The organism is Streptomyces clavifer, assembly GCF_036345975.1.
GTDB classification, from domain to species: Bacteria; Actinomycetota; Actinomycetes; order Streptomycetales; family Streptomycetaceae; genus Streptomyces; species Streptomyces clavifer.
Map to the genome: position 1 here is coordinate 2,579,456 of NZ_CP107793.1, position 18,777 is coordinate 2,598,232.

15 protein-coding genes are annotated in these 18,777 nt (G+C 71.6%); 12 read left to right on the forward strand and 3 right to left on the reverse strand.

From position 1 onward, the window contains the following. The first annotated feature begins 5 nt into the window (after positions 1–5). The 12 genes from OG927_RS11110 to OG927_RS11165 all read left to right on the forward strand — a co-directional run bounded on the left by OG927_RS11110 (position 6) and on the right by OG927_RS11165 (position 15,845). Positions 6–947 carry a carbohydrate ABC transporter permease gene (locus tag OG927_RS11110; RefSeq protein WP_056785688.1) on the forward strand — a complete coding sequence of 314 codons (942 nt, stop codon included), beginning with the start codon at positions 6–8 and terminating at the stop codon, positions 945–947. A 3-nt stretch (positions 948–950) separates the two neighbouring features. Next, positions 951–1,850: a carbohydrate ABC transporter permease gene (locus OG927_RS11115; protein WP_056785690.1), complete on the forward strand. Its 900-nt coding sequence runs from the start codon at positions 951–953 to the stop codon at positions 1,848–1,850. A 1-nt stretch (position 1,851) separates the two neighbouring features. Further along, positions 1,852–3,117, forward strand: a complete 1,266-nt coding sequence (locus OG927_RS11120; RefSeq protein WP_330320077.1) for a 6-phospho-beta-glucosidase — start codon at positions 1,852–1,854, stop codon at positions 3,115–3,117. Further along, positions 3,108–4,082 carry an N-acetylglucosamine kinase gene (locus tag OG927_RS11125; RefSeq protein WP_330320078.1) on the forward strand — a complete coding sequence of 325 codons (975 nt, stop codon included), beginning with the start codon at positions 3,108–3,110 and terminating at the stop codon, positions 4,080–4,082. Before OG927_RS11120 ends, OG927_RS11125 begins: the two co-directional genes overlap by 10 nt. A 307-nt stretch (positions 4,083–4,389) precedes the next feature. Next, positions 4,390–5,775 carry a hypothetical protein gene (locus OG927_RS11130; RefSeq protein WP_124282369.1) on the forward strand — a complete coding sequence of 462 codons (1,386 nt, stop codon included), beginning with the start codon at positions 4,390–4,392 and terminating at the stop codon, positions 5,773–5,775. A gap of 11 nt (positions 5,776–5,786) precedes the next feature. Next, a complete protein-coding gene (locus tag OG927_RS11135; RefSeq protein WP_056785698.1) occupies positions 5,787–6,821 on the forward strand; it encodes a glutamate ABC transporter substrate-binding protein in 1,035 nt (344 codons plus the stop codon). Positions 6,822–6,868: 47 nt separating this feature from the next. Then, positions 6,869–8,203 carry a coiled-coil domain-containing protein gene (locus tag OG927_RS11140; protein ID WP_056785701.1) on the forward strand — a complete coding sequence of 445 codons (1,335 nt, stop codon included), beginning with the start codon at positions 6,869–6,871 and terminating at the stop codon, positions 8,201–8,203. After that, positions 8,200–10,959 (forward strand): serine/threonine-protein kinase, encoded by a 2,760-nt coding sequence (locus tag OG927_RS11145; protein WP_330320079.1) that lies wholly within the window; start codon positions 8,200–8,202, stop codon positions 10,957–10,959. Before OG927_RS11140 ends, OG927_RS11145 begins: the two co-directional genes overlap by 4 nt. A gap of 2 nt (positions 10,960–10,961) precedes the next feature. Continuing rightward, complete coding sequence (locus OG927_RS11150) at positions 10,962–12,356, forward strand: PP2C family protein-serine/threonine phosphatase (RefSeq protein WP_330320080.1); 1,395 nt, start codon at positions 10,962–10,964, stop codon at positions 12,354–12,356. A 123-nt stretch (positions 12,357–12,479) separates the two neighbouring features. Continuing rightward, positions 12,480–13,844: a vWA domain-containing protein gene (locus tag OG927_RS11155; RefSeq protein ID WP_209470519.1), complete on the forward strand. Its 1,365-nt coding sequence runs from the start codon at positions 12,480–12,482 to the stop codon at positions 13,842–13,844. Between the two features lie 127 nt (positions 13,845–13,971). Further along, the gene (locus OG927_RS11160) at positions 13,972–15,366 is read left to right on the forward strand and encodes an FHA domain-containing protein (protein WP_330320081.1); all 1,395 of its coding nucleotides are present in this window, start codon (positions 13,972–13,974) and stop codon (positions 15,364–15,366) included. 74 nt (positions 15,367–15,440) lie between these two features. Then, entirely contained in the window at positions 15,441–15,845 is a 405-nt protein-coding gene (locus OG927_RS11165) for a globin (RefSeq protein ID WP_056785711.1), read from the forward strand. A gap of 97 nt (positions 15,846–15,942) precedes the next feature. On the opposite strand, the gene OG927_RS11170 is transcribed toward OG927_RS11165, so the two are convergent. The 3 genes from OG927_RS11170 to ettA are packed head-to-tail and all read right to left on the reverse strand — an operon-like array spanning position 15,943 to position 18,715. Beyond that, positions 15,943–16,629: a hypothetical protein gene (locus OG927_RS11170; protein ID WP_056785713.1), complete on the reverse strand. Its 687-nt coding sequence runs from the start codon at positions 16,627–16,629 to the stop codon at positions 15,943–15,945. Then, positions 16,626–17,048: an acyl-CoA thioesterase gene (locus OG927_RS11175; RefSeq protein WP_157862951.1), complete on the reverse strand. Its 423-nt coding sequence runs from the start codon at positions 17,046–17,048 to the stop codon at positions 16,626–16,628. The genes OG927_RS11170 and OG927_RS11175 overlap by 4 nt, the downstream gene beginning before the upstream one ends. A 2-nt stretch (positions 17,049–17,050) precedes the next feature. Next, a complete protein-coding gene (ettA, locus tag OG927_RS11180; RefSeq protein WP_079099519.1) occupies positions 17,051–18,715 on the reverse strand; it encodes an energy-dependent translational throttle protein EttA in 1,665 nt (554 codons plus the stop codon). Positions 18,716–18,777 lie beyond the last annotated feature (62 nt).

The window sequence follows — 18,777 nt, forward strand, 5'->3', positions numbered from 1 at the left end:
CCCCGATGACCACGCACACACTCCGCTCCAAGCGCCGCAGGTCGGCGCTGCGGACGGCGGCCTTCATGTCGCCGTGGCTGATCGGGTTCACCGTCTTCTTCGCGTACCCGATGGTGTCGACCGTGTACTTCTCGTTCATGAAGTACGACGGTTTCGGCGCCCCGTCGTTCAACGGGCTGTCGAACTGGACGTATGTCTTCGCCGACTACCCCATGTTCTGGCCGTCGCTGCGCAACACGCTGTGGCTGGTGCTCGTCATGGTCACCTGCCGGGTCGTGTTCGGACTCGGGATCGGCATGCTGATCACGAAGATCAGGACGGGAACGGGCCTCTTCCGCACCTTCTTCTATCTGCCCTACCTGGCCCCGCCGGTCGCCGCGACGCTGGCGTTCGTCTTCCTGCTCAACCCTGGGACGGGACCGGTCAACGCGATCCTCGGCGATCTGGGCCTGCCCACCCCGGGCTGGTTCAACGACGCCTCCTGGTCGAAGCCGGCGCTCACCATGCTCGCCGTGTGGGGCATCGGCGACCTGATGGTCATCTTCATGGCCGCACTCCTCGACGTGCCCAAGGAGCAGTACGAGGCGGCCGAGCTGGACGGCGCGTCCGGCTGGCAGAGGTTCCGCTTCGTGACGCTGCCGAACATCTCGCCGATCGTGCTGTTCGCCGTGGTCACGGGTGTGATCCAGGCGATGCAGTACTACACCCAGCCGCTGGTGGCGGGAAAGGTCGCCTCGGGCGTGATCGGTGGTTCCGGGCAGCAGTTCGAACCCGGCTATCCCGACAAGTCGACACTCACGCTGCCCCAGCTCGTCTACAACCTCGGTTTCCAGCGCTTCGACTACGGCTCCGCCTGCGTCGTCGCCCTCGTCCTGTTCGCCCTGGCCATGGCCTTCACCGCACTGCTGATGCGGGGCCGCAACAACCTGATCCAGGCCGGCGACTGAGCCATGACCCGACTCCTCGACACCCCCCGGCCCGTCGCCGCGGCAGACGGGCCCACGCCCGCCGAACGCACCGCCCGCCGCAAGGCCCTGCTGCACTGGATCGCCGTCCACTCGCTGGGCATCGCGGCCGCGCTCTTCTTCGTCCTGCCGTTCGTCTTCGTCGTCCTGACGTCGCTGATGAGCGACCAGCAGGCGCTGACCCGGGACCTCACCCCCAACACCTGGGAGTGGGGCAACTACCGCCGGGTCTTCGAGACCCCGGGCTTCCTGACCTGGTGGCGCAACACGCTGCTGTACGCGGGACTGGGCACGGTCCTGACCGTCGTGTCGTCGGTCCCGGTGGCGTACGCGCTGGCGAAGTTCCGCTTCCGGGGCCGCAAGCTGTCGCTGATGCTGGTCATCTCGATGATGATGCTGCCGCCGCAGGTCGTCATCATCCCGATGTACCTGTTCTGGGCGAAGCAGTTGGACCTGTCCGGGACCCTCTGGCCGCTGATCATTCCGATGGCCTTCGGCGACGCGTTCTCCATCTTCCTGCTGCGGCAGTTCCTCCTGACCATCCCGAACGAGTACCTGGACGCGGCGAAGGTCGACGGCTGCGGCGAGTTCCGCACCCTGATCAAGGTCGTCCTGCCGATGGCGAAGCCCGGCATCGCGGCGATCGCCCTGTTCCAGTTCTTCGCCGCCTGGAACGACTACTTCGGACCGCAGATCTACGCCTCGGAGAACCCGGCCGCCTGGACGCTCAGTTACGGCCTGGAATCCTTCAAGGGCGCACACCACACCGACTGGAACCTGACCATGGCCGCGACCGTCCTGGTCATGGCCCCTGTGATCGCCGTCTTCTTCTTCGCCCAGAAGGCGTTCGTCGAGGGCGTCACACTGACCGGAGTAAAGGGCTGAGATGAAGCTCGCAGTAGTGGGTGGCGGGTCCACCTACACACCTGAACTGATCGATGGATTCGCACGGCTGAGGGACACCCTGCCGGTCGAGGAGCTGGTGCTCGTCGACCCGGCGGCCGACCGGCTGAAGCTCGTCGGCGGCCTGGCCCGGCGGATCTTCGCCAAGCAGGGCCACCCGGGGCGGATCACCACGACCGCCGATCTCGACGCGGGGGTGGAGGGCGCCGACGCGGTCCTGCTCCAGCTGCGCGTCGGCGGGCAGGCGGCCCGCGACCAGGACGAGACCTGGCCGCTGGAGTGCGGCTGCGTCGGCCAGGAGACCACCGGGGCCGGCGGCCTCGCCAAGGCCCTGCGCACGGTGCCGGTCGTACTCGACATCGCCGAGCGGGTCCGCCGCACCAATCCCGACGCCTGGATCATCGACTTCACCAACCCGGTCGGCATCGTGACCAGGGCGCTCCTGCAGGCCGGTCACAAGGCCGTCGGCCTGTGCAACGTGGCGATCGGCTTCCAGCGGAAGTTCGCCGCGCTCCTCGACGTCACCCCCGCCGAGGTGCACCTCGACCACGTCGGGCTCAACCACCTGTCCTGGGAGCTCGGAGTGCGGCTCGGCGGTCCGGACGGTGAGAACGTCCTGCCGAGGCTGCTCGCCGAGCACGGCGACACGATCGCCGGCGACCTGCGCATGCCCCGGCAGATCATCGACCGGCTCGGCGTCGTCCCCTCGTACTACCTGCGGTACTTCTACGCGCACGACGACGTCGTCCGGGAGCTCGGCACGAAGCCGTCGCGGGCCGCCGAGGTCGCCGCGATGGAGAAGGAACTCCTGGCCATGTACGGGGATCCGGCGCTGGACGAGAAGCCGGCGCTGCTCGGCAAGCGCGGCGGAGCCTTCTACTCGGAGGCGGCCGTCGACCTGGCGGCCGCGCTCCTCGGCGGGGGCGGCCCGTCGGTGCAGGTCGTCAACACGTACAACAACGGCACGCTGCCGTTCCTGCCGGACGACGCGGTGATCGAGGTGCAGGCCCGGGTGGACGGCACGGGTGCAGCCCCGCTCACGGCCCCGGTGCTCGACCCCCTCTACGCGGGGCTGATCGCCAACGTGACGGCGTACGAGGACCTGGCGCTGGAGGCCGCGCTCCGGGGCGGCCGGGACCGGGTGTTCAAGGCACTGCTCTCGCACCCGCTGATCGGCCAGTACGAGTACGCCGAAGGGCTCACCGACCGGCTGATCGCGCACAACCGGGAGCACCTGCCGTGGGCGTGAACGCTTCGGTCCTCGCCATCGACGCGGGCAACAGCAAGACCGACGTGGCACTGGTCGGCGAGGACGGCTCGGTGCTGGCCACGGCCCGCGGGGGCGGCTTCCAGCCGCCGGTGGTCGGGGTGGAGGCGGCCGTCGACGTGCTGGCCGCCGCGCTGGGGAAGGCGCTGGCGGCGTCCGGTGTGCGCCCGGGGGCCGTCGGACACGTGTCGGCGTGCCTCGCCAACGCCGATCTCCCGGTGGAGGAGGCCGAGCTGACCGAAGCCCTGCTCCGCCGGGGGTGGGGCGGCACGGTGGAGGTGCGCAACGACACCTTCGCGATCCTGCGGGCCGGGGTGGACGAGCCGCGCGGGGTGGCCGTCGTCTGCGGCGCCGGGATCAACTGTGTGGGGATGGTGCCGGACGGGCGCACCGCCCGCTTCCCCGCGATCGGCCGGATCTCCGGTGACTGGGGCGGCGGTTCGGGTCTCGCCGAGGAGGCCCTGTGGTTCGCGGCACGGGCCGAGGACGGCAGGGGCGAGCCGACGGAGCTGATGCACACGCTGCCGGGGCACTTCGGTCTCGGATCGATGTACGAGCTGATAGAGGCCCTGCACCGGGGGCGGATCACGTACGAGGCGCGGCACGAGCTGACCCCGGTGCTGTTCGCGACGAGTGCGGCCGGGGACACGGTGGCGACGGGCCTGGTCGACCGGCTGGCGGACGAGGTCGTCGCCCTGGCGTCCGTCGCGCTCGGCCGTCTCGGGCTGCTGGACGAGGAGGTTCCGGTGGTGCTGGGCGGCAGTGTGCTCGCCGCCCGGCACCCGCGGCTGGACGACCGGATCACGCGGCTCCTCGCGGAGCGCGCTCCGAAGGCGGTGATCCGGGTGGTCGCACAGCCCCCGGTGCTGGGTGCCGCTCTGCTGGGTCTGGACCGTACGGGAGCGCCGCCCGGGGTGCGCAACAGGCTGCGCGCGCACTACTCCTGACCCACTGTGGCAGCGGTGGGTGCGGCCGTCGGCTCCGGCGCCTCGGAACGCCCCTTCCGCACGGGAACCGATCAGATGTCCCGAACGTGTTCATGGTGGGGAGATCGATCCGCTTCGGGGGATGTCTCAGGGCTTGCCCGGGTGATCGTCTTGATCGTCCGGGCAAGCCCTGATCGAATACGGGGTCGATGCAGGATCGAGGCGTTCCTGGTGAATGCCGGTCCCTGCGGCCATACTTCTGGCCGGGCACCAGTCCCCCGATCGGCCGGGGGTCCGGGCCACCGTCAGTGACCGAGGGGGAGGTCAAGTGACATACCCGCCGAATGGGGGCTCGCCGCCGGAACACGCGCCGGGAGGGCCGGCCGCGCCGGTGACCGTACCCGCGCAGCGCGGTGTCGTCGCCGTGGCCGCCGAGCGGCTGCGTACAGCGGCGACGACCGAGCCGGGCAGGCTGCAGATCATCGGGGCCGTACTGGCCCTGCTGGTCGTGGCGTTCGGCGCGGTCACGGCCCTGGAGGTCTCCGGGCGGGCATCGGCCGCGGACGACGTGGTGTCCCGCAGCCAGCCGCTGAGCGCGGACGCGGCGAGCATCTACCGCTCGCTGGCCGACGCGGACACGATGGCGGCGAGCGGCTTCCTGGCGGGCGCGCAGGAGCCCGCCGACGTGCACGAGCAGTACGAGGAGGACATCAGGGAAGCCTCCGGGCTCCTGGTGAAGGCCGCGGCGCACACCGACGCGTCGTCCCCGTCGTGGGACGAGATCACCACGCTCAACAAGCTGCTTCCCGAGTACACGGGACTGATCGAGCGGGCCCGCGCCAACAACCGGCAGGGCCTGCCCCTCGGCGGTGCCTACCTCCGCTACGCCAACCAGAAGATGACGAACGAACTCCTGCCGGCCGCCGAGCGGTTGTACGCGGCGGAGACCGGCAGGCTCGGCAACGACTCGACCGAGGCCCGGCAGTGGCCGTTCCTCTCCCTGGCCGCCGGCATCGTCGCGCTGGCAGCGCTGGTGTGGATGCAGCGGCGCAACTACCGCCGGACGAACCGCGTCTTCAACCACGGGCTGCTCGCCGCGACGGCCGCGGCCACGGTGGTGCTGCTGTGGCTGGCCGTGGGGCACACGGTGGCCCGCGCCGAACTGCGTGCCGCGATGACTCAGGGGCAGGAGTCCCTCGACGTCCTCAACAAGGCGCGGATCAACTCGCTGAAGGCACGCGCGAACGAGAACCTCACCCTGGTCGCCCGCGGCGCGGTGCTGACCGCGGACGGCACGCAGGACAAGTACGAGACCGACTACAGCACGGGCATGAAGTCCCTCGGCGCCCAGCTCGAGAGTGCCGGGAGGCTCGCCGACGGCACCCCGGGGAGCGAGCCGGTGGCGAAGGCGGTCAGCGGAGTGTCCGAGTGGCAGGACCGGCACAAGAAGGCCCGGACGACGGACGACCAGGGCGACTACGAGGGTGCCCTGGAGCAGATCATCGGCCCGAAGGGCTCCACGGGGGAGTCCTTCGAGCAGGTGGACAGCGCGCTGCGGCAGGCGCTCGCCCACGAACAGGGCGAGTTCACCGCGGCGGCGAGCGACGGGCGCGGTGCGCTCGGCGGGTTGCCGATCGGGGCGGCCGTCCTCGCCGTGCTGGGAGCGGTCGCCGCGATCGTCGGGGTCAACCGCAGGCTCTCGGAGTACCGGTGAGAGGGGGAGCGATGACCAGGGCGAAGGTCTGGGCCGCGCGCCGCGGGCTGCGCGGCTGGGGCGGTGTGACGGGTATGGCGGTCGCCTGTGCCGTGACGGCGTCGCTCACCCTGCTGCCGCTGGCACACGGTGACGGCACCTTCGGCGGGCAGACCACCGGCCAGGGGGTGACCTCCGCGGTGCCGGCCAAGGCCGAGGCGTGCACGGATCCGGAGGCGAGCCTGCTGCCGTCGACCGCCGACGGCCCGGCCATCGAGAAGATCCGGGCGCGCGGGAAGCTGATCGCCGGGGTCGACCAGAACAGCTTCCGGTGGGGGTACCGCGATCCGGAGAGCGACACCCTCGAAGGTTTCGACATCGACCTGGTGCGGGCCATCGCGAAGGACATCCTCGGCGATCCGGACGCCGTGATCTTCCGGGCCATCCCCACCAACCAGCGCATCACCGCGCTGGAACACGACAAGGTCGATGTCGTCGTGCGGACGATGACGATCAACTGCAAGCGCCTGGAGCAGGTCTCGTTCTCCACGGCCTACTTCCAGGCCGGTCAGCAGGTCCTGGCGCCGAAGGAATCGAGGATAACGGGGTACGACAAGTCCCTGGCCGGCAAGCGGGTCTGCACGGCGGAGGGCTCAACGGCCTTCGAGGCCCTGGAGAAGCAGTCGTACGGGGCCGTCTTCGAGGACGAGCACGACGGCACCGAGCGGGACCGGGACCAGCTGACCGTCCCCAACCAGCTGGACTGCCTGGTACGGCTGCAGCTCGGCGAGGTCGACGCGGTCGTCACGGACAACGCGCTGGCCGCGGGCCAGGCGGCCCAGGATCCTGCGGTGGAGCTCAAGGGCGACAAGCCGTTCACCACGGAGTACTACGGCGTCGCGGCGAAACTGGGCGCCGACGATCTGGTGGCCAGGGTCAACCAGGTACTGGTCGACTACCGCAGGGGCGGTGCCGACAGCCCCTGGATGAGGTCGTACCAGAACTGGCTGGCGGCGGGGCTGCCCGGGATCAAGGGCCCCCCGGCACCGAAGTACCGGAGCAACTGAACCTGTCCGGACCTCAGGGTCCGGCGGAACGAGCGGAGAGGTGATCGATGGGCGTCGCGGGATCCTTCCCCGGCTTCGCGGGGAGGCCCCCCGGCCCGGTCATGGACCGGGACGAGGCGGACCGTGCGCTGGCCCGGCTCGGTGCGGAGCACGAGGCCATCGAGACCTCGCTCCTCGCCCTGCAGGACCATGCCGGCCGCCGGCTCCTGGAGGGCGCCGATCTGACCGGTGTCACCAAGGAACGCTGGGCTTCCGCCGAGCAGTCGATCGCGCTGCTCTGGGGGTACTTCGACGCCTACGCCGGGGCGCTGGCCTCGGCCCGTGAGATCCGGGCCAGGCGCCGCTACCCCGGCAGGGACGACCTGGCGGCCCTGACCGAGCTGCTGCGCGGCGACGCCGTGACCGTGGCGAACACGGGAGCGGCCGGACCGGCCCCCGCCCTCGCGCCGGTGCGGCTCTCCGAGCGGTTCACCCTCGAGGAGCTGGTCGCCCGGATGAACGACCTGTACGCCCACTCGCTGGACATGGTCGTCGCCTCGGACTCGGTGTGGTCGGCGCTGCCCGCCCGGATAGACCTGCTGGCCGCCGAGCTGCGCCGCACCCGCTCGCTGGCGCACTCCGTCGGTGTACGGCCCGGGGAGCACCCGGCCGGCGACGACCTGGAGTCGATCACCCAGGAGCTGACCACGCTGCGGGTGCAGGTGATCTCCGATCCGCTGGCGTTCTGGATGCCGGGCCCCGGCAGTGCCGCGCCCGGCGGAGGACGCCCCGACACCACGCGCTACGACCGGGCGGCCCGCGCCCTGGAGGACGTGCGCCGGGAGATCGAGGCGGTGCTGGCGGTCCGGCAGGACGCCGAACAGCGGCTGGTCCAGCTGCGTGACCTGCTGTCGCGTGCGGACCGTACGCTCGCCGAGGCCCGTTCGGCGCGCGGCGAGGTGCTGGCGAAGATCGCCGCCTCGGAGGTGCCCGCGGTCAGCGGACCGGCGACCGCGTTGCAGGAGCGGCTGGCGACGGCGTCGGAGTACCGCAGGCACGCCCAGTGGAACCGGCTCTCACCGCTGCTGGACTCCCTGGAGCGGGAGGCCGAGGACGAACTTCTGCGCGCCCGGGAGTCGCTGACGTCCGTCACGGCGCCGCTCGCGGTCCGTGCGGAGCTGCGCGGCAGGCTCGACGCGTACAGGGCGAAGGTGGCCCGGCACGGTCTGGCGGAGGAACCGCTGCTGATCGAGCGGTACGACGCGGCCCGCCGGATGCTGTGGAGCGCGCCGTGCGACCTGCGCGTCGCCGGACAGGCGGTGCTGCGCTACCAGCAGGCCGCCGCGGAACTGCTGACACCGCGCGACCGGGGCGAGTACGGCGAACAGGGGGAGACGTCATGAGTGCGCAGTGCCAGCGCCCCGCGTGCGAGGGCAGCTACGAGGACATGGGCGGCGGTGAGCTGTACTGCGACACCTGCGGGCTCGCGCCGGTGGTGTCCTCGACCGGCATGCTGAGCTCGCCGCCGACCGGGATCGCGGGCGGCGGCAGGACCGGCGGCCGGGGAAGCGACAGCACGTCGCGGAGCACGGGTTCGCGGGCCTCGTCGAGGTCCTCGTCCCGCTCCTCGACGTCCAGGCGCTCGGTCTCCGGACGGCTCTCCCGCTCGCTGTTCGGCGCCTCCACCTCCCGTTCGGTGTCGGTGGTCTCGGGGGGCACCTCGACGAGCTCCACCTCCGGGCGGGGCAGGCTGGGCGCGGGCCTGGTACTCGTCCCGGACGTGCCGCGGCCGGATCCGCAGACCGCGGTGATGGCGAACCCGGAGGTCCCCGAGCGGAAGCGGTTCTGCTCGCGTTCCGACTGCGGCGCCCCGGTGGGCCGGGCCCGCGGCTCACGGGCCGGCCGCACCGAGGGGTTCTGCACCAAGTGCGGTCACCCCTACTCCTTCGTGCCCAAGCTGCACGGCGGTGACATCGTGCACGGGCAGTACGAGGTGGCGGGCTGCCTGGCGCACGGCGGTCTCGGCTGGGTCTACCTCGCGGTGGACCGCGCGGTCTCCGACCGCTGGGTGGTCCTGAAGGGACTGCTGGACACCGGGGACCAGGACGCCATGGCGGCTGCCATCTCCGAGCGGCGCTTCCTCGCCGAGATCGAGCACTCCAACATCGTCCGCATCTACAACTTCGTGGAGCACCTGGACCAGCGGACCGGGTCGCTCGACGGCTACATCGTGATGGAGTACGTCGGCGGCAAGGCGCTCAAGGAGATAGCCAACGAGCGCCGGACACCGGCCGGGAAGCGGGATCCGCTGCCGGTCGAGCAGGCGTGCGCGTACGGGATCGAGGCGCTGGAGGCGCTCGGCCACCTGCACAGCCGCAACCTGCTGTACTGCGACTTCAAGGTCGACAACGCGATCCAGACCGAGGACCAGCTCAAGCTGATCGACATGGGCGCGGTGCGCAGGATGGACGACGGCGAGTCGGCCATCTACGGCACCGTCGGCTACCAGGCGCCGGAGGTGGCCGAGGTCGGCCCGTCCGTCGCCTCCGACCTGTACACGGTCGCCCGGACCCTCGCGGTGCTCACCTTCGACTTCCAGGGGTACACGAACGTCTTCGTGGACTCGCTGCCGGACCCGGACAACATCGACGTCTTCCGGAGGTACGAGTCGTTCTACCGGCTGCTCGTCAGGGCCACGGACCCCGATCCGGCACGGCGGTTCGCCTCGGCCGCCGAGATGTCCGAGCAGCTGACGGGTGTGCTGCGGGAGGTGGTGGCGCTGCAGACGGGGCGCCCGCGTCCGGCGCTGTCGACCCTGTTCGGTACGGAACTGCGGGTGACGGACACGCTGCTGTTCGCGGAGCTGTCCGGCGAGGTGTCGCAGCTCGGCGCCCGCAGCGCTCCGGCCGGCCGCTTCGGACGCCGGAGGAACCGTGCGGCACCGGGCGCGGCGCCCCTGCCGCCGAGCCCGGTGGCGACGGCGCACGCTGCACCGTCGGCCCCCGCGTCGTACGCCCCGGCCCCCGCGTACAGCGCTCCGGGCGCCGGTCCGCTGAGTACCCCGGACACCCATGTCCGGGGTGGCACAGGCGGCGGTGCGCTCGGCGCGACCGGGTACGCGCCGCCCCGGGCGGCCGTGCCGGCCCCGCGTTCGGAGGTCCCCGCCCAGGGACCGCCGCCCGTCGCGCACACCGGTGACGTCCCCCGGCTCGCGGCCTTCGACGCGCGGGCGACCTCGCTGGCCCTGCCGGTCCCCCGGGTCGACGCCAACGACCCCAACGCCGGGTTCCTCGCCGGGGTGATGACGTCGGCGCCCGCCGAGTTGGTCTCCGCGCTGCAGGCCGTGCCCACGCCCTCGCTGGAGACCTGGCTGCGCGAGCTGCGCGCCCGGCTCGAGATGGGGGAACTCGACGCGGGGGTACGGGCCTTGACGACGGTGGAGACACAGCATCCGGAGGACTGGCGGGTCGTCTGGTACCGCGGGGTCACCTCGCTGGTGACCGGCGACAAGGAGAACGCGGCGCTGTCCTTCGACGCGGTGTACGACGCCTTTCCCGGCGAACCCGCGCCCAAGCTGGCACTGGGCATCTGCGCGGAGGTGCTGGGCCAGCTGGACAACGCCGCCGAGTACTACCGTCTGGTGTGGGCGACCGACCCGGGCTTCGTCAGTGCCGCGTTCGGCCTGGCGCGGGTGCAGATCGCCGCCGGTGACCGGGCCGGGGCGGTACGGACGCTGGAGTCGGTACCGGAGTCGTCGATCCACTACACGGCGGCACGGGTGGCCGCGGTGCGGGCACGGCTGCGGGCGCGTGCCCCGCACGAGCCGCTGATCGACGACCTGACCGCCTCGGCGGACCAGGTGACGGCACTGCGGGACTACGGCCTGGACGCGGTGCGCCGTGAACGGTTGTCGACCGAGGTGCTGGGTACGGCACTTGACTGGGTACTCTCCGGTAGTCCCACTGCTCAGCCGCCGGGCCCGGCCTCCCCCGCAGCCGCGGGGCCGAGGGCGCTGCTCGGCAGCGAACTGGACGAGCAGGGCCTCAGGTTCGGCCTCGAACGCTCGTACCGGATGCTCGCCCGGCTCGCGCAGCGGGGCGACGAGAGGATCGAACTGGTGGAGCGGGCCAACCGTTTCCGCCCCCGGACCTGGGTGTGAAGATGTCACAGATCCATGAGCAGGCCTCCTTGCCGGGATGCCCCGGCTGCGAGGAACCCCTGGAGTCGGGCGACCTGTTCTGCGGTGCGTGCGGGTACGACCTCTCGGCCGTGCCCGCGCCCCCCGGCGACCGCCCCACGGTCGCCATCACGGTCCCGGCACCGAGCGCGGCGGGCAGGGCTCCGGCCGCACCCGTGGAGTGGCCGTCCGCCTCCGAGACCGACAGCTCCGACCTCCCGGCGCCCACGCACCGCCCGGCCGATCTGCCCGGCACGGATTCGGGTGGCAGGCCCCTGCCGACGGCGGATCCGGCGCAGGGCCCCGCGGCTGTCCGGCCGGCGGCTCCGGACTCGGTCCGGTCAGACAGGCCGGACGACGGCCCGGAGGGTGCCTCGGGCGACTTCGAACTGGCCGCGCCCGATCCGCGCACGGCGGAGCACGCCGCGGCGGCCGGGGCGACGGGCGGCAAGGTCTGTGTGGCCTGTCGCTCCGGCCGCGTGGACACCGACGGCTACTGCGAGAACTGCGGCCACGCCCAGCCCCGTGAGCGCGACCACCTGGAGCGGGAGCTCGACTCCGTGGCCGCGGTCAGCGACCGGGGTCTGCGCCACCACCGCAACGAGGACGCCTTCGCGGTGTCCTCCACGGCCCTGCCGGACGGCTCCCCGGCCGTCGTCGCGATCGTGTGCGACGGCGTCTCGTCGGCGACCCGCCCGGACGAGGCGTCGGCCGCGGCTGCCACCGCGGCCAACGAGGCACTGCTGGAGTCGCTGCCGCGCGGCACGCATCCGCAGCAGGCCATGCACGAGGCGATCCTCGCCGCATCGGAGGCCGTCAACGCCCTGGCGCAGGAGCCGGGACACGCGGGGGAGCACGATCCGCACCGACACCAGAACGCCCCGGCCTGCACCCTGGTCGGCGCCGTCATGGCGGGCGGGCTGCTGGTCGTCGGCTGGGTCGGCGACAGCCGCGTCTACTGGGTGCCCGCGGACCGCACCGGCCCGCCCGCCCGGCTCACGGAGGACGACTCCTGGGCCGCGCAGATGGTGGCGACGGGTCTGATGAACGAGGCGGAGGCGTACGCCGACGAGCGTGCCCACGCCATCACGGGCTGGCTCGGCGCCGACGCGTACGAGCTCGAACCGCACACCGCGTCCTTCAAGCCGGACCGTCCGGGACTGGTCGTGGTGTGCACGGACGGTCTGTGGAACTACGCGGAGGCCGCGACGGAGATGGCCGCGGCGGTGCCGTCCGACGCCTACGAACGGCCGCTGCACGGCGCCCAGGTACTGGTCGGCCACGCGCTCGACGGCGGGGGCCACGACAACGTAACAGTGGCCCTGCTGCCGTTCGCCGTGCCGTCCCCAGGGGCAGGATCGGCCTGCGGCACCACCTGAGCCGCGTCCGCCCCCCTCTTCTTCACCACTACGTCCTCTTCACAACTACGTCCTCTTCCGACGCGGCCCTGTCCGCACATCTGTCTTCACCTGACACACGTGGAGCCTCAAGGAGCCGATCAGATGGCCAACTTCTCCAAGTCGAACGTGCCGCGCTTCTCCGTCGACGTGTACCAGAACGCCTATCTGCCGGAGGGCGGCCGTGAGGTGAACGCGATCGTCACCGTCACCTCGACGGGTGGGGGGACCACCGGTGGTGTCCCGCTGGCCGACGCCGCCCCGGTGTCCACGCGGACGCCCGGGCGGGCGGGACCGAGCGCGGCCGTGGTGCTCATGGTCGACTGCTCCGGCTCGATGGACTACCCGCCGACGAAGATGCGCAACGCACGCGACGCGACGGCGGCGGCCATCGACACCCTGCGCGACGGCACGCAGTTCGCCGTGGTCGCGGGGACGCACGTGGCCGAGGACGTGTATCCGGGCGACGGACGCCTCGCGACCGCCGACGCGTCGACCAGGGCCCGGGCGAAGGAAGCCCTGCGCCGGCTGAGCGCGGGCGGCGGCACGGCGATCGGTACGTGGCTGCGGCTGGCCGACCGGCTGCTCGGGGCGGCCGAGGTGGACATCCGTCACGGCATCCTCCTCACCGACGGGCGCAACGAGCACGAGGCCCCGGAGGATCTGCGGGCCGCTCTGGAGTCCTGCGCGGGCCGATTCACCTGCGACGCCCGTGGTGTCGGCACCGACTGGGAGGTGAAAGAGGTCACAGCGATCGCCTCCGCCCTGCTCGGCACGGCCGACATCGTCGCCGATCCGACGGGTCTCGCCGCGGACTTCACGCGGATGATGGAGAACGCGATGGGCAAGGAGGTGGCGGACGTGGCCCTGCGGCTCTGGACACCCGTCGGTGTCGAGATCGTGTTCGTCAAGCAGGTGGCACCCACGGTCGCCGATCTCACCGGCCGCCGCACCGGGGCCGGACCGCGGGCCGGTGACTACCCGACCGGATCCTGGGGCGACGAATCCCGGGACTACCACGTGTGCGTGCGGGTTCCGGAGGCCGGGATAGGCCAGGAGATGCTGGCGGCCCGCGTCTCGCTGATCCTGCCCGCCACGTCGGGGGACGCCGCCCCGCAGACCCTTTCCCAGGGACTCGTCCGGGCCGTGTGGACGGACGACATGGTGGCGTCCACGTCGATCAACCCGCAGGTGGCCCACTACACGGGCCAGGCGGAATTGGCACAAGTCATCCAGCAGGGCCTGGATGCGCGTAAATCGGGAGACTTCGACGGCGCGACAGCGAAACTGGGCCGTGCCGTGCAGCTCGCCTCGGCCTCCGGGAACGCGGATACTGCGAAACTCCTTTCGAAGGTGGTCGACGTCGTCGACGCGGCGACCGGTACTGTGCGACTGAAAGCGAGGGTGGCGGACGCGGACGAGATGACACTCGAAACGCGCTCGACCAAGACCGTTCGCGTCAAGAAGTAGCGGCAGAAACGACAGCTGTACACACGACAGCGACACAGCCGTGCGATGGGCCACCCGGTCCGCCCGCACGGCGCGCCTACGAGCATGACGGCCTGCGGGCCGGACGAGGAGAGGGGGAAGCGCCGACATGCCGACCTGCCCGAACGGACACCAGTCGGGTTCCGAGGACTGGTGCGAGGTCTGCGGACATCGCATGGCTGGGGCGGGTGCGCCCACGGGTGCGGTTCCCCCGCCGCCTCCCCCGCCGCCCGCGCCCGGTTACGGCTACCCGCAGGGCTCCGGTGAGCCGACCGCCCAGGCCGAGCTCTGCCCGCAGTGCCGCACCCCGCGGGAGGCGATGGCGCCCTTCTGCGAGGAGTGCCGCTGGAACTTCCTCACGAGCACGGCCACGTCGTACACCCCTCTGGCGCCGCAGGGCGGCGTGGGCGGACCGGTGCCCGGCCTGAGTCTGCCGCCGGGCTTCCAGGCGCAGCAGGGCCCGCCGGCGCCTCCGCAGCAGCGGGACTCCTTCGAGTACCAGGGCTCGCGGCCGTCGCAGGTAAACCGGCCTGCCGAGCCTCTCGCGCCCGAGGAGGCGGGCCGGCCGGGTCCGCCGCCTTCGTTCCAGCAGGGCCCGCCGCCCCCGCCCGCCTTCCAGCAGCAGTCGTCGTCCCCCTTCGAGCGGCAGGGGCAGCAGGGCCCGCCCGGGACGCCGTCGCCCTTCGAGCCGCAGGGCCCGGGGCCGCAAGGTCCGCTTTCGCCCTTCGAGCCGCAGGGGCCCGGACAGCAAGGTCCTGGACAGCAGGGGCCGCCTTCGCCGTTCGAGCAGCAGGACCCCGGACAGCAAGGCCCTGGACAGCAGAGGCCGCCTTCGCCGTTCGAGCCGCAGCGGCAAGGCCCGCCGTCGGCGTTCCAGCAGCAGTCCGCGCCTCCCGCGCCGCCGCAGCCGCAGGCTCCGCGAACCGGCGGGGACGACGACTGGATGCTGCCGCCCCCCTCCCAGCAGCAGCCTCCGCAGTCCTTCCAGCAGGGATCTCGGACGCCCCAGGCCGCACAGCCCCCGCAGGGGCCGCAGGGACCGCAGCAGCCGTTCCCGGGCCAGGGGCCCGCCCAGAACCAGCACCAGAACCAGTCGCCCGGCAGCTGGTCGGCCGTCATCGCCCCGGACCGTGCGTACTTCTTGGCGATGATGCAGCGCAGCGGCCCCGAGGCGACCGGGCTGAACCTGCCCGCTTACTCCCCCGAGCAGCACCTCCCGCTCACCGGCAACCAGATCACCATCGGCCGCCGTCGGCACAGCACCGGGGAGTCCCCCGACATCGATCTGGCCGTGCCTCCGGAGGATCCGGGTGTCTCGCACCAGCACGCCGTGCTGGTGCAGCAGCCGGACGGCACCTGGGCCGTCGTCGACCAGAACTCCACCAACGGCACCACGCTCAACGGCGCCGAGGACCCGATCCAGCCCTATGTCCCCGTCCCGCTCCAGGACGGCGACCAGGTGCACGTCGGAGCCTGGACGACGATCACGGTCCGCCGCGGCTGAGCCCAGGACCCGGTGCCGGGTACCGGGGTCCTAGGACCTCGGTACTCGGCCGCTGCGTCTGCGACGATGGACGGGTGACAGAGATTCCGCGCGACACGCTTCAGGAGCAGACCTTCTACGAGCAGGTCGGCGGCGAGGAGACCTTCCGGCGCCTGGTCCACCGGTTCTACCAGGGTGTCGCGGACGACCCGCTGCTGCGGCCGATGTACCCGGAGGCGGATCTGGGGCCGGCCGAGGAACGCTTCGCGCTGTTCCTGATGCAGTACTGGGGCGGCCCCCGCACATACAGCGATCACCGGGGCCACCCCCGGCTGCGGATGCGGCACGCCCCGTTCCAGGTGGACCGCGCGGCACACGACGCCTGGCTGGCCCACATGCGGGTGGCCCTCGACGAGCTCGGCCTGTCCGCCGCTCACGAGCGGCAGCTGTGGGACTACCTCACGTACGCCGCCGCCTCCATGGTCAACACCGAGGGCTGACCCCTCCTCCAGGACGCGGCATCCTCCGGAGCTCGGAGGATGCCGCGAGCGCGTCGGAGGGATGCGCCGGGCCCGTGCGGCGGAGTGAGGCGCGGGCTCAGGCCGTCCCGACCGTCACGGCGAGGGTGCCCAGCCCGCCGCCCGCGCCGCGGAGGGCGATCGAGCCGAACGGCGTGCGCAGCCGCAGCCATGAACCGGCGGCGAGCAGCGCGACGGGGAAGCCGGGCGACGGCCGCAGGAAGCCGAGGGACTGGGCGGCGTGCACCGCGCGCAGCGGGAGTTCGGTGTCGCCGACCGTGCGGGACCAGATGTCGCGACCGATCAGGTCGCGTTCCGCCCGCGTACGCCGGTCCTCGGGCAGGGCCGCGTCGCGGGCCCGGAATTCGGCCACGGCACCGGTGAGCGCGGTGCGCAGGGATTCCGGCCCCGGGAGCCCGGGGCGTTCCTGCCAGCCCCCGCGCGGGGGCAGTACCCCGGTCCACGGCGGACCGGTGACGGGCTGGGGCAGGGCGCCGGGCCCGGCCGCTTCGTCCGGGTCCAGCGCTTCGAGGAGTTCACCGGCCGACACGGTGGTGTCGAAGTCGTGCGTGCCGGACAGCCGCGCCGTACGGATCGCGAGGACCTCGAACGACGGCGGCCGGCCGAACACCGCCAGTGCGCTGCCGCCCGCCTGGAGGCGGACGGCAGCGGCCCGGTCGTAGTGGAGCAGCCGGCCGAGGAAGGCGGCGAGGTCCGCCGCCTCCCTCGCGTCGGCGAACTGCAGCGACCGCACGGGCACCGTCATGCCGCAGCCGGCTCCTGGTCGAGGTACTCCTGGAGGAAGTGCTTCTCCTCGGCGGTGATCCGCCGGGGCCGCTCCTCCACCAGGTTGTAGGGCACGACGATCGTCGACGCCCTGACGTAGACCTGCTCGGGGTCCTTGACCTCGTACGCGATGGTCAGCGACGCGGCGCCGATCTTCGTGACCCAGGACTCGACGGTCACCGGCGCGTGCCGGTGGACCAGCGGGCGCACGTAGTCGATCTCGTGCCGGGCCACGACGGACCCGCCGGCGAAGGACGGCGAACCGTCCCCCGGCGCCAGCCGGAACATGAAGTCGATGCGCGCCTCCTCCAGGTAGCGGAGGAAGACCACGTTGTTCACGTGGCCGAAGGCATCCATGTCCGACCAGCGCAGCGGGCAGCTGTAGATATGACGGGCCACGATCAGCCTCGCGTGAGCTTCTTGTACGTGGCACGGTGCGGGCGGGCCGCGTCCGCACCGAGGCGCTCGATCTTGTTCTTCTCGTACGACTCGAAGTTGCCCTCGAACCAGTACCACTTGGAGTCGCCCTCGTACGCCAGGATGTGCGTGGCGACGCGGTCCAGGAACCAGCGGTCGTGGGAGATGACCACGGCCGCACCGGGGAACTCCAGCAGCGCGTTCTCGAGCGAGGACAGGGTCTCGACGTCGAGGTCGTTGGTGGGCTCGTCGAGGAGCAGCAGGTTGCCGCCCTCCTTGAGCGTCAGCGCCAGGTTGAGGCGGTTGCGCTCACCACCGGACAGGACACCGGCCGGCTTCTGCTGGTCCGGGCCCTTGAAGCCGAAGGCGGAGACGTACGCCCGCGAGGGCATCTCGACCTGGCCGACGTTGATGTAGTCCAGCTCGTCCGACACGACGGCCCAGAGGGTCTTCTTGGGGTCGATGTTGGCGCGGGACTGGTCGACGTAGGAGATCTTGACCGTGTCGCCGACCTTGATGGCGCCGGAGTCCGGCGTCTCCAGGCCCTGGATCATCTTGAACAGCGTGGTCTTGCCCGCGCCGTTCGGACCGATGATGCCGACGATGCCGTTGCGCGGCAGCGTGAACGACAGGTCGTCGATGAGGACCTTGTCACCGAAGGCCTTCGAGAGGTTCTCGACCTCGACGACGATGGAACCGAGCCGCGGACCCGGCGGGATCTGGATCTCCTCGAAGTCCAGCTTCCGCATCTTGTCCGCCTCGGCCGCCATCTCCTCGTACCGGGCGAGACGTGCCTTGGACTTGGTCTGCCGGCCCTTGGCGTTGGAGCGGACCCACTCCAGCTCCTCCTTGAGCCGCTTCTGACGCTTCTCGTCCTTGCGGCCCTCGACCTTGAGGCGCGTGGCCTTGCGCTCCAGGTACGTGGAGTAGTTGCCCTCGTAGGGGATCGCGCGGCCGCGGTCGAGCTCGAGGATCCACTCGGCGACGTTGTTCAGGAAGTACCGGTCGTGGGTGACGGCCACCACGGCGCCCGGGTACTTCGAGAGGTGCTGCTCCAGCCAGTTCACCGACTCGGCGTCGAGGTGGTTGGTGGGCTCGTCGAGGAGGAGGAGGTCCGGGGCCTCGATCAGCAGCTTGCAGAGCGCCACACGGCGCTTCTCGCCGCCGGAGAGGTTGTTGACGGGCCAGTCGCCGGGCGGGCAGCCCAGGGCGTCCATGGCCTGCTCCAGCTGCGCGTCCAGGTCCCACGCGTTGGCGTGGTCCAGGTCCTCCTGGAGCTTGCCCATCTCGTCCATGAGCGCGTCGGAGTAGTCGGTCGCCATGAGCTCGGCGACCTCGTTGAAGCGCTTGAGCTTGCCCATGATCTCGGCGGCGCCGTCCTGGACGTTCTCCAGTACGGTCTTGCTCTCGTCGAGCTTCGGCTCCTGCATGAGGATGCCGACGCTGAACCCGGGGGCCAGGAACGCGTCGCCGTTGGACGGCTGCTCCAGGCCCGCCATGATCTTCAGCACCGTGGACTTACCGGCGCCGTTGGGGCCCACCACACCGATCTTCGCGCCGGGCAGGAAGTTCAGGGTGACGTCGTCGAGGATCACCTTGTCGCCATGCGCCTTGCGCGTCTTGCGCATGGTGTAGATGTACTCAGCCAAGAGAAACCGTCCGGCAGCAATAGAGGTGTGGGCAGATACACCCATCTTGCCTGACGTCCGCA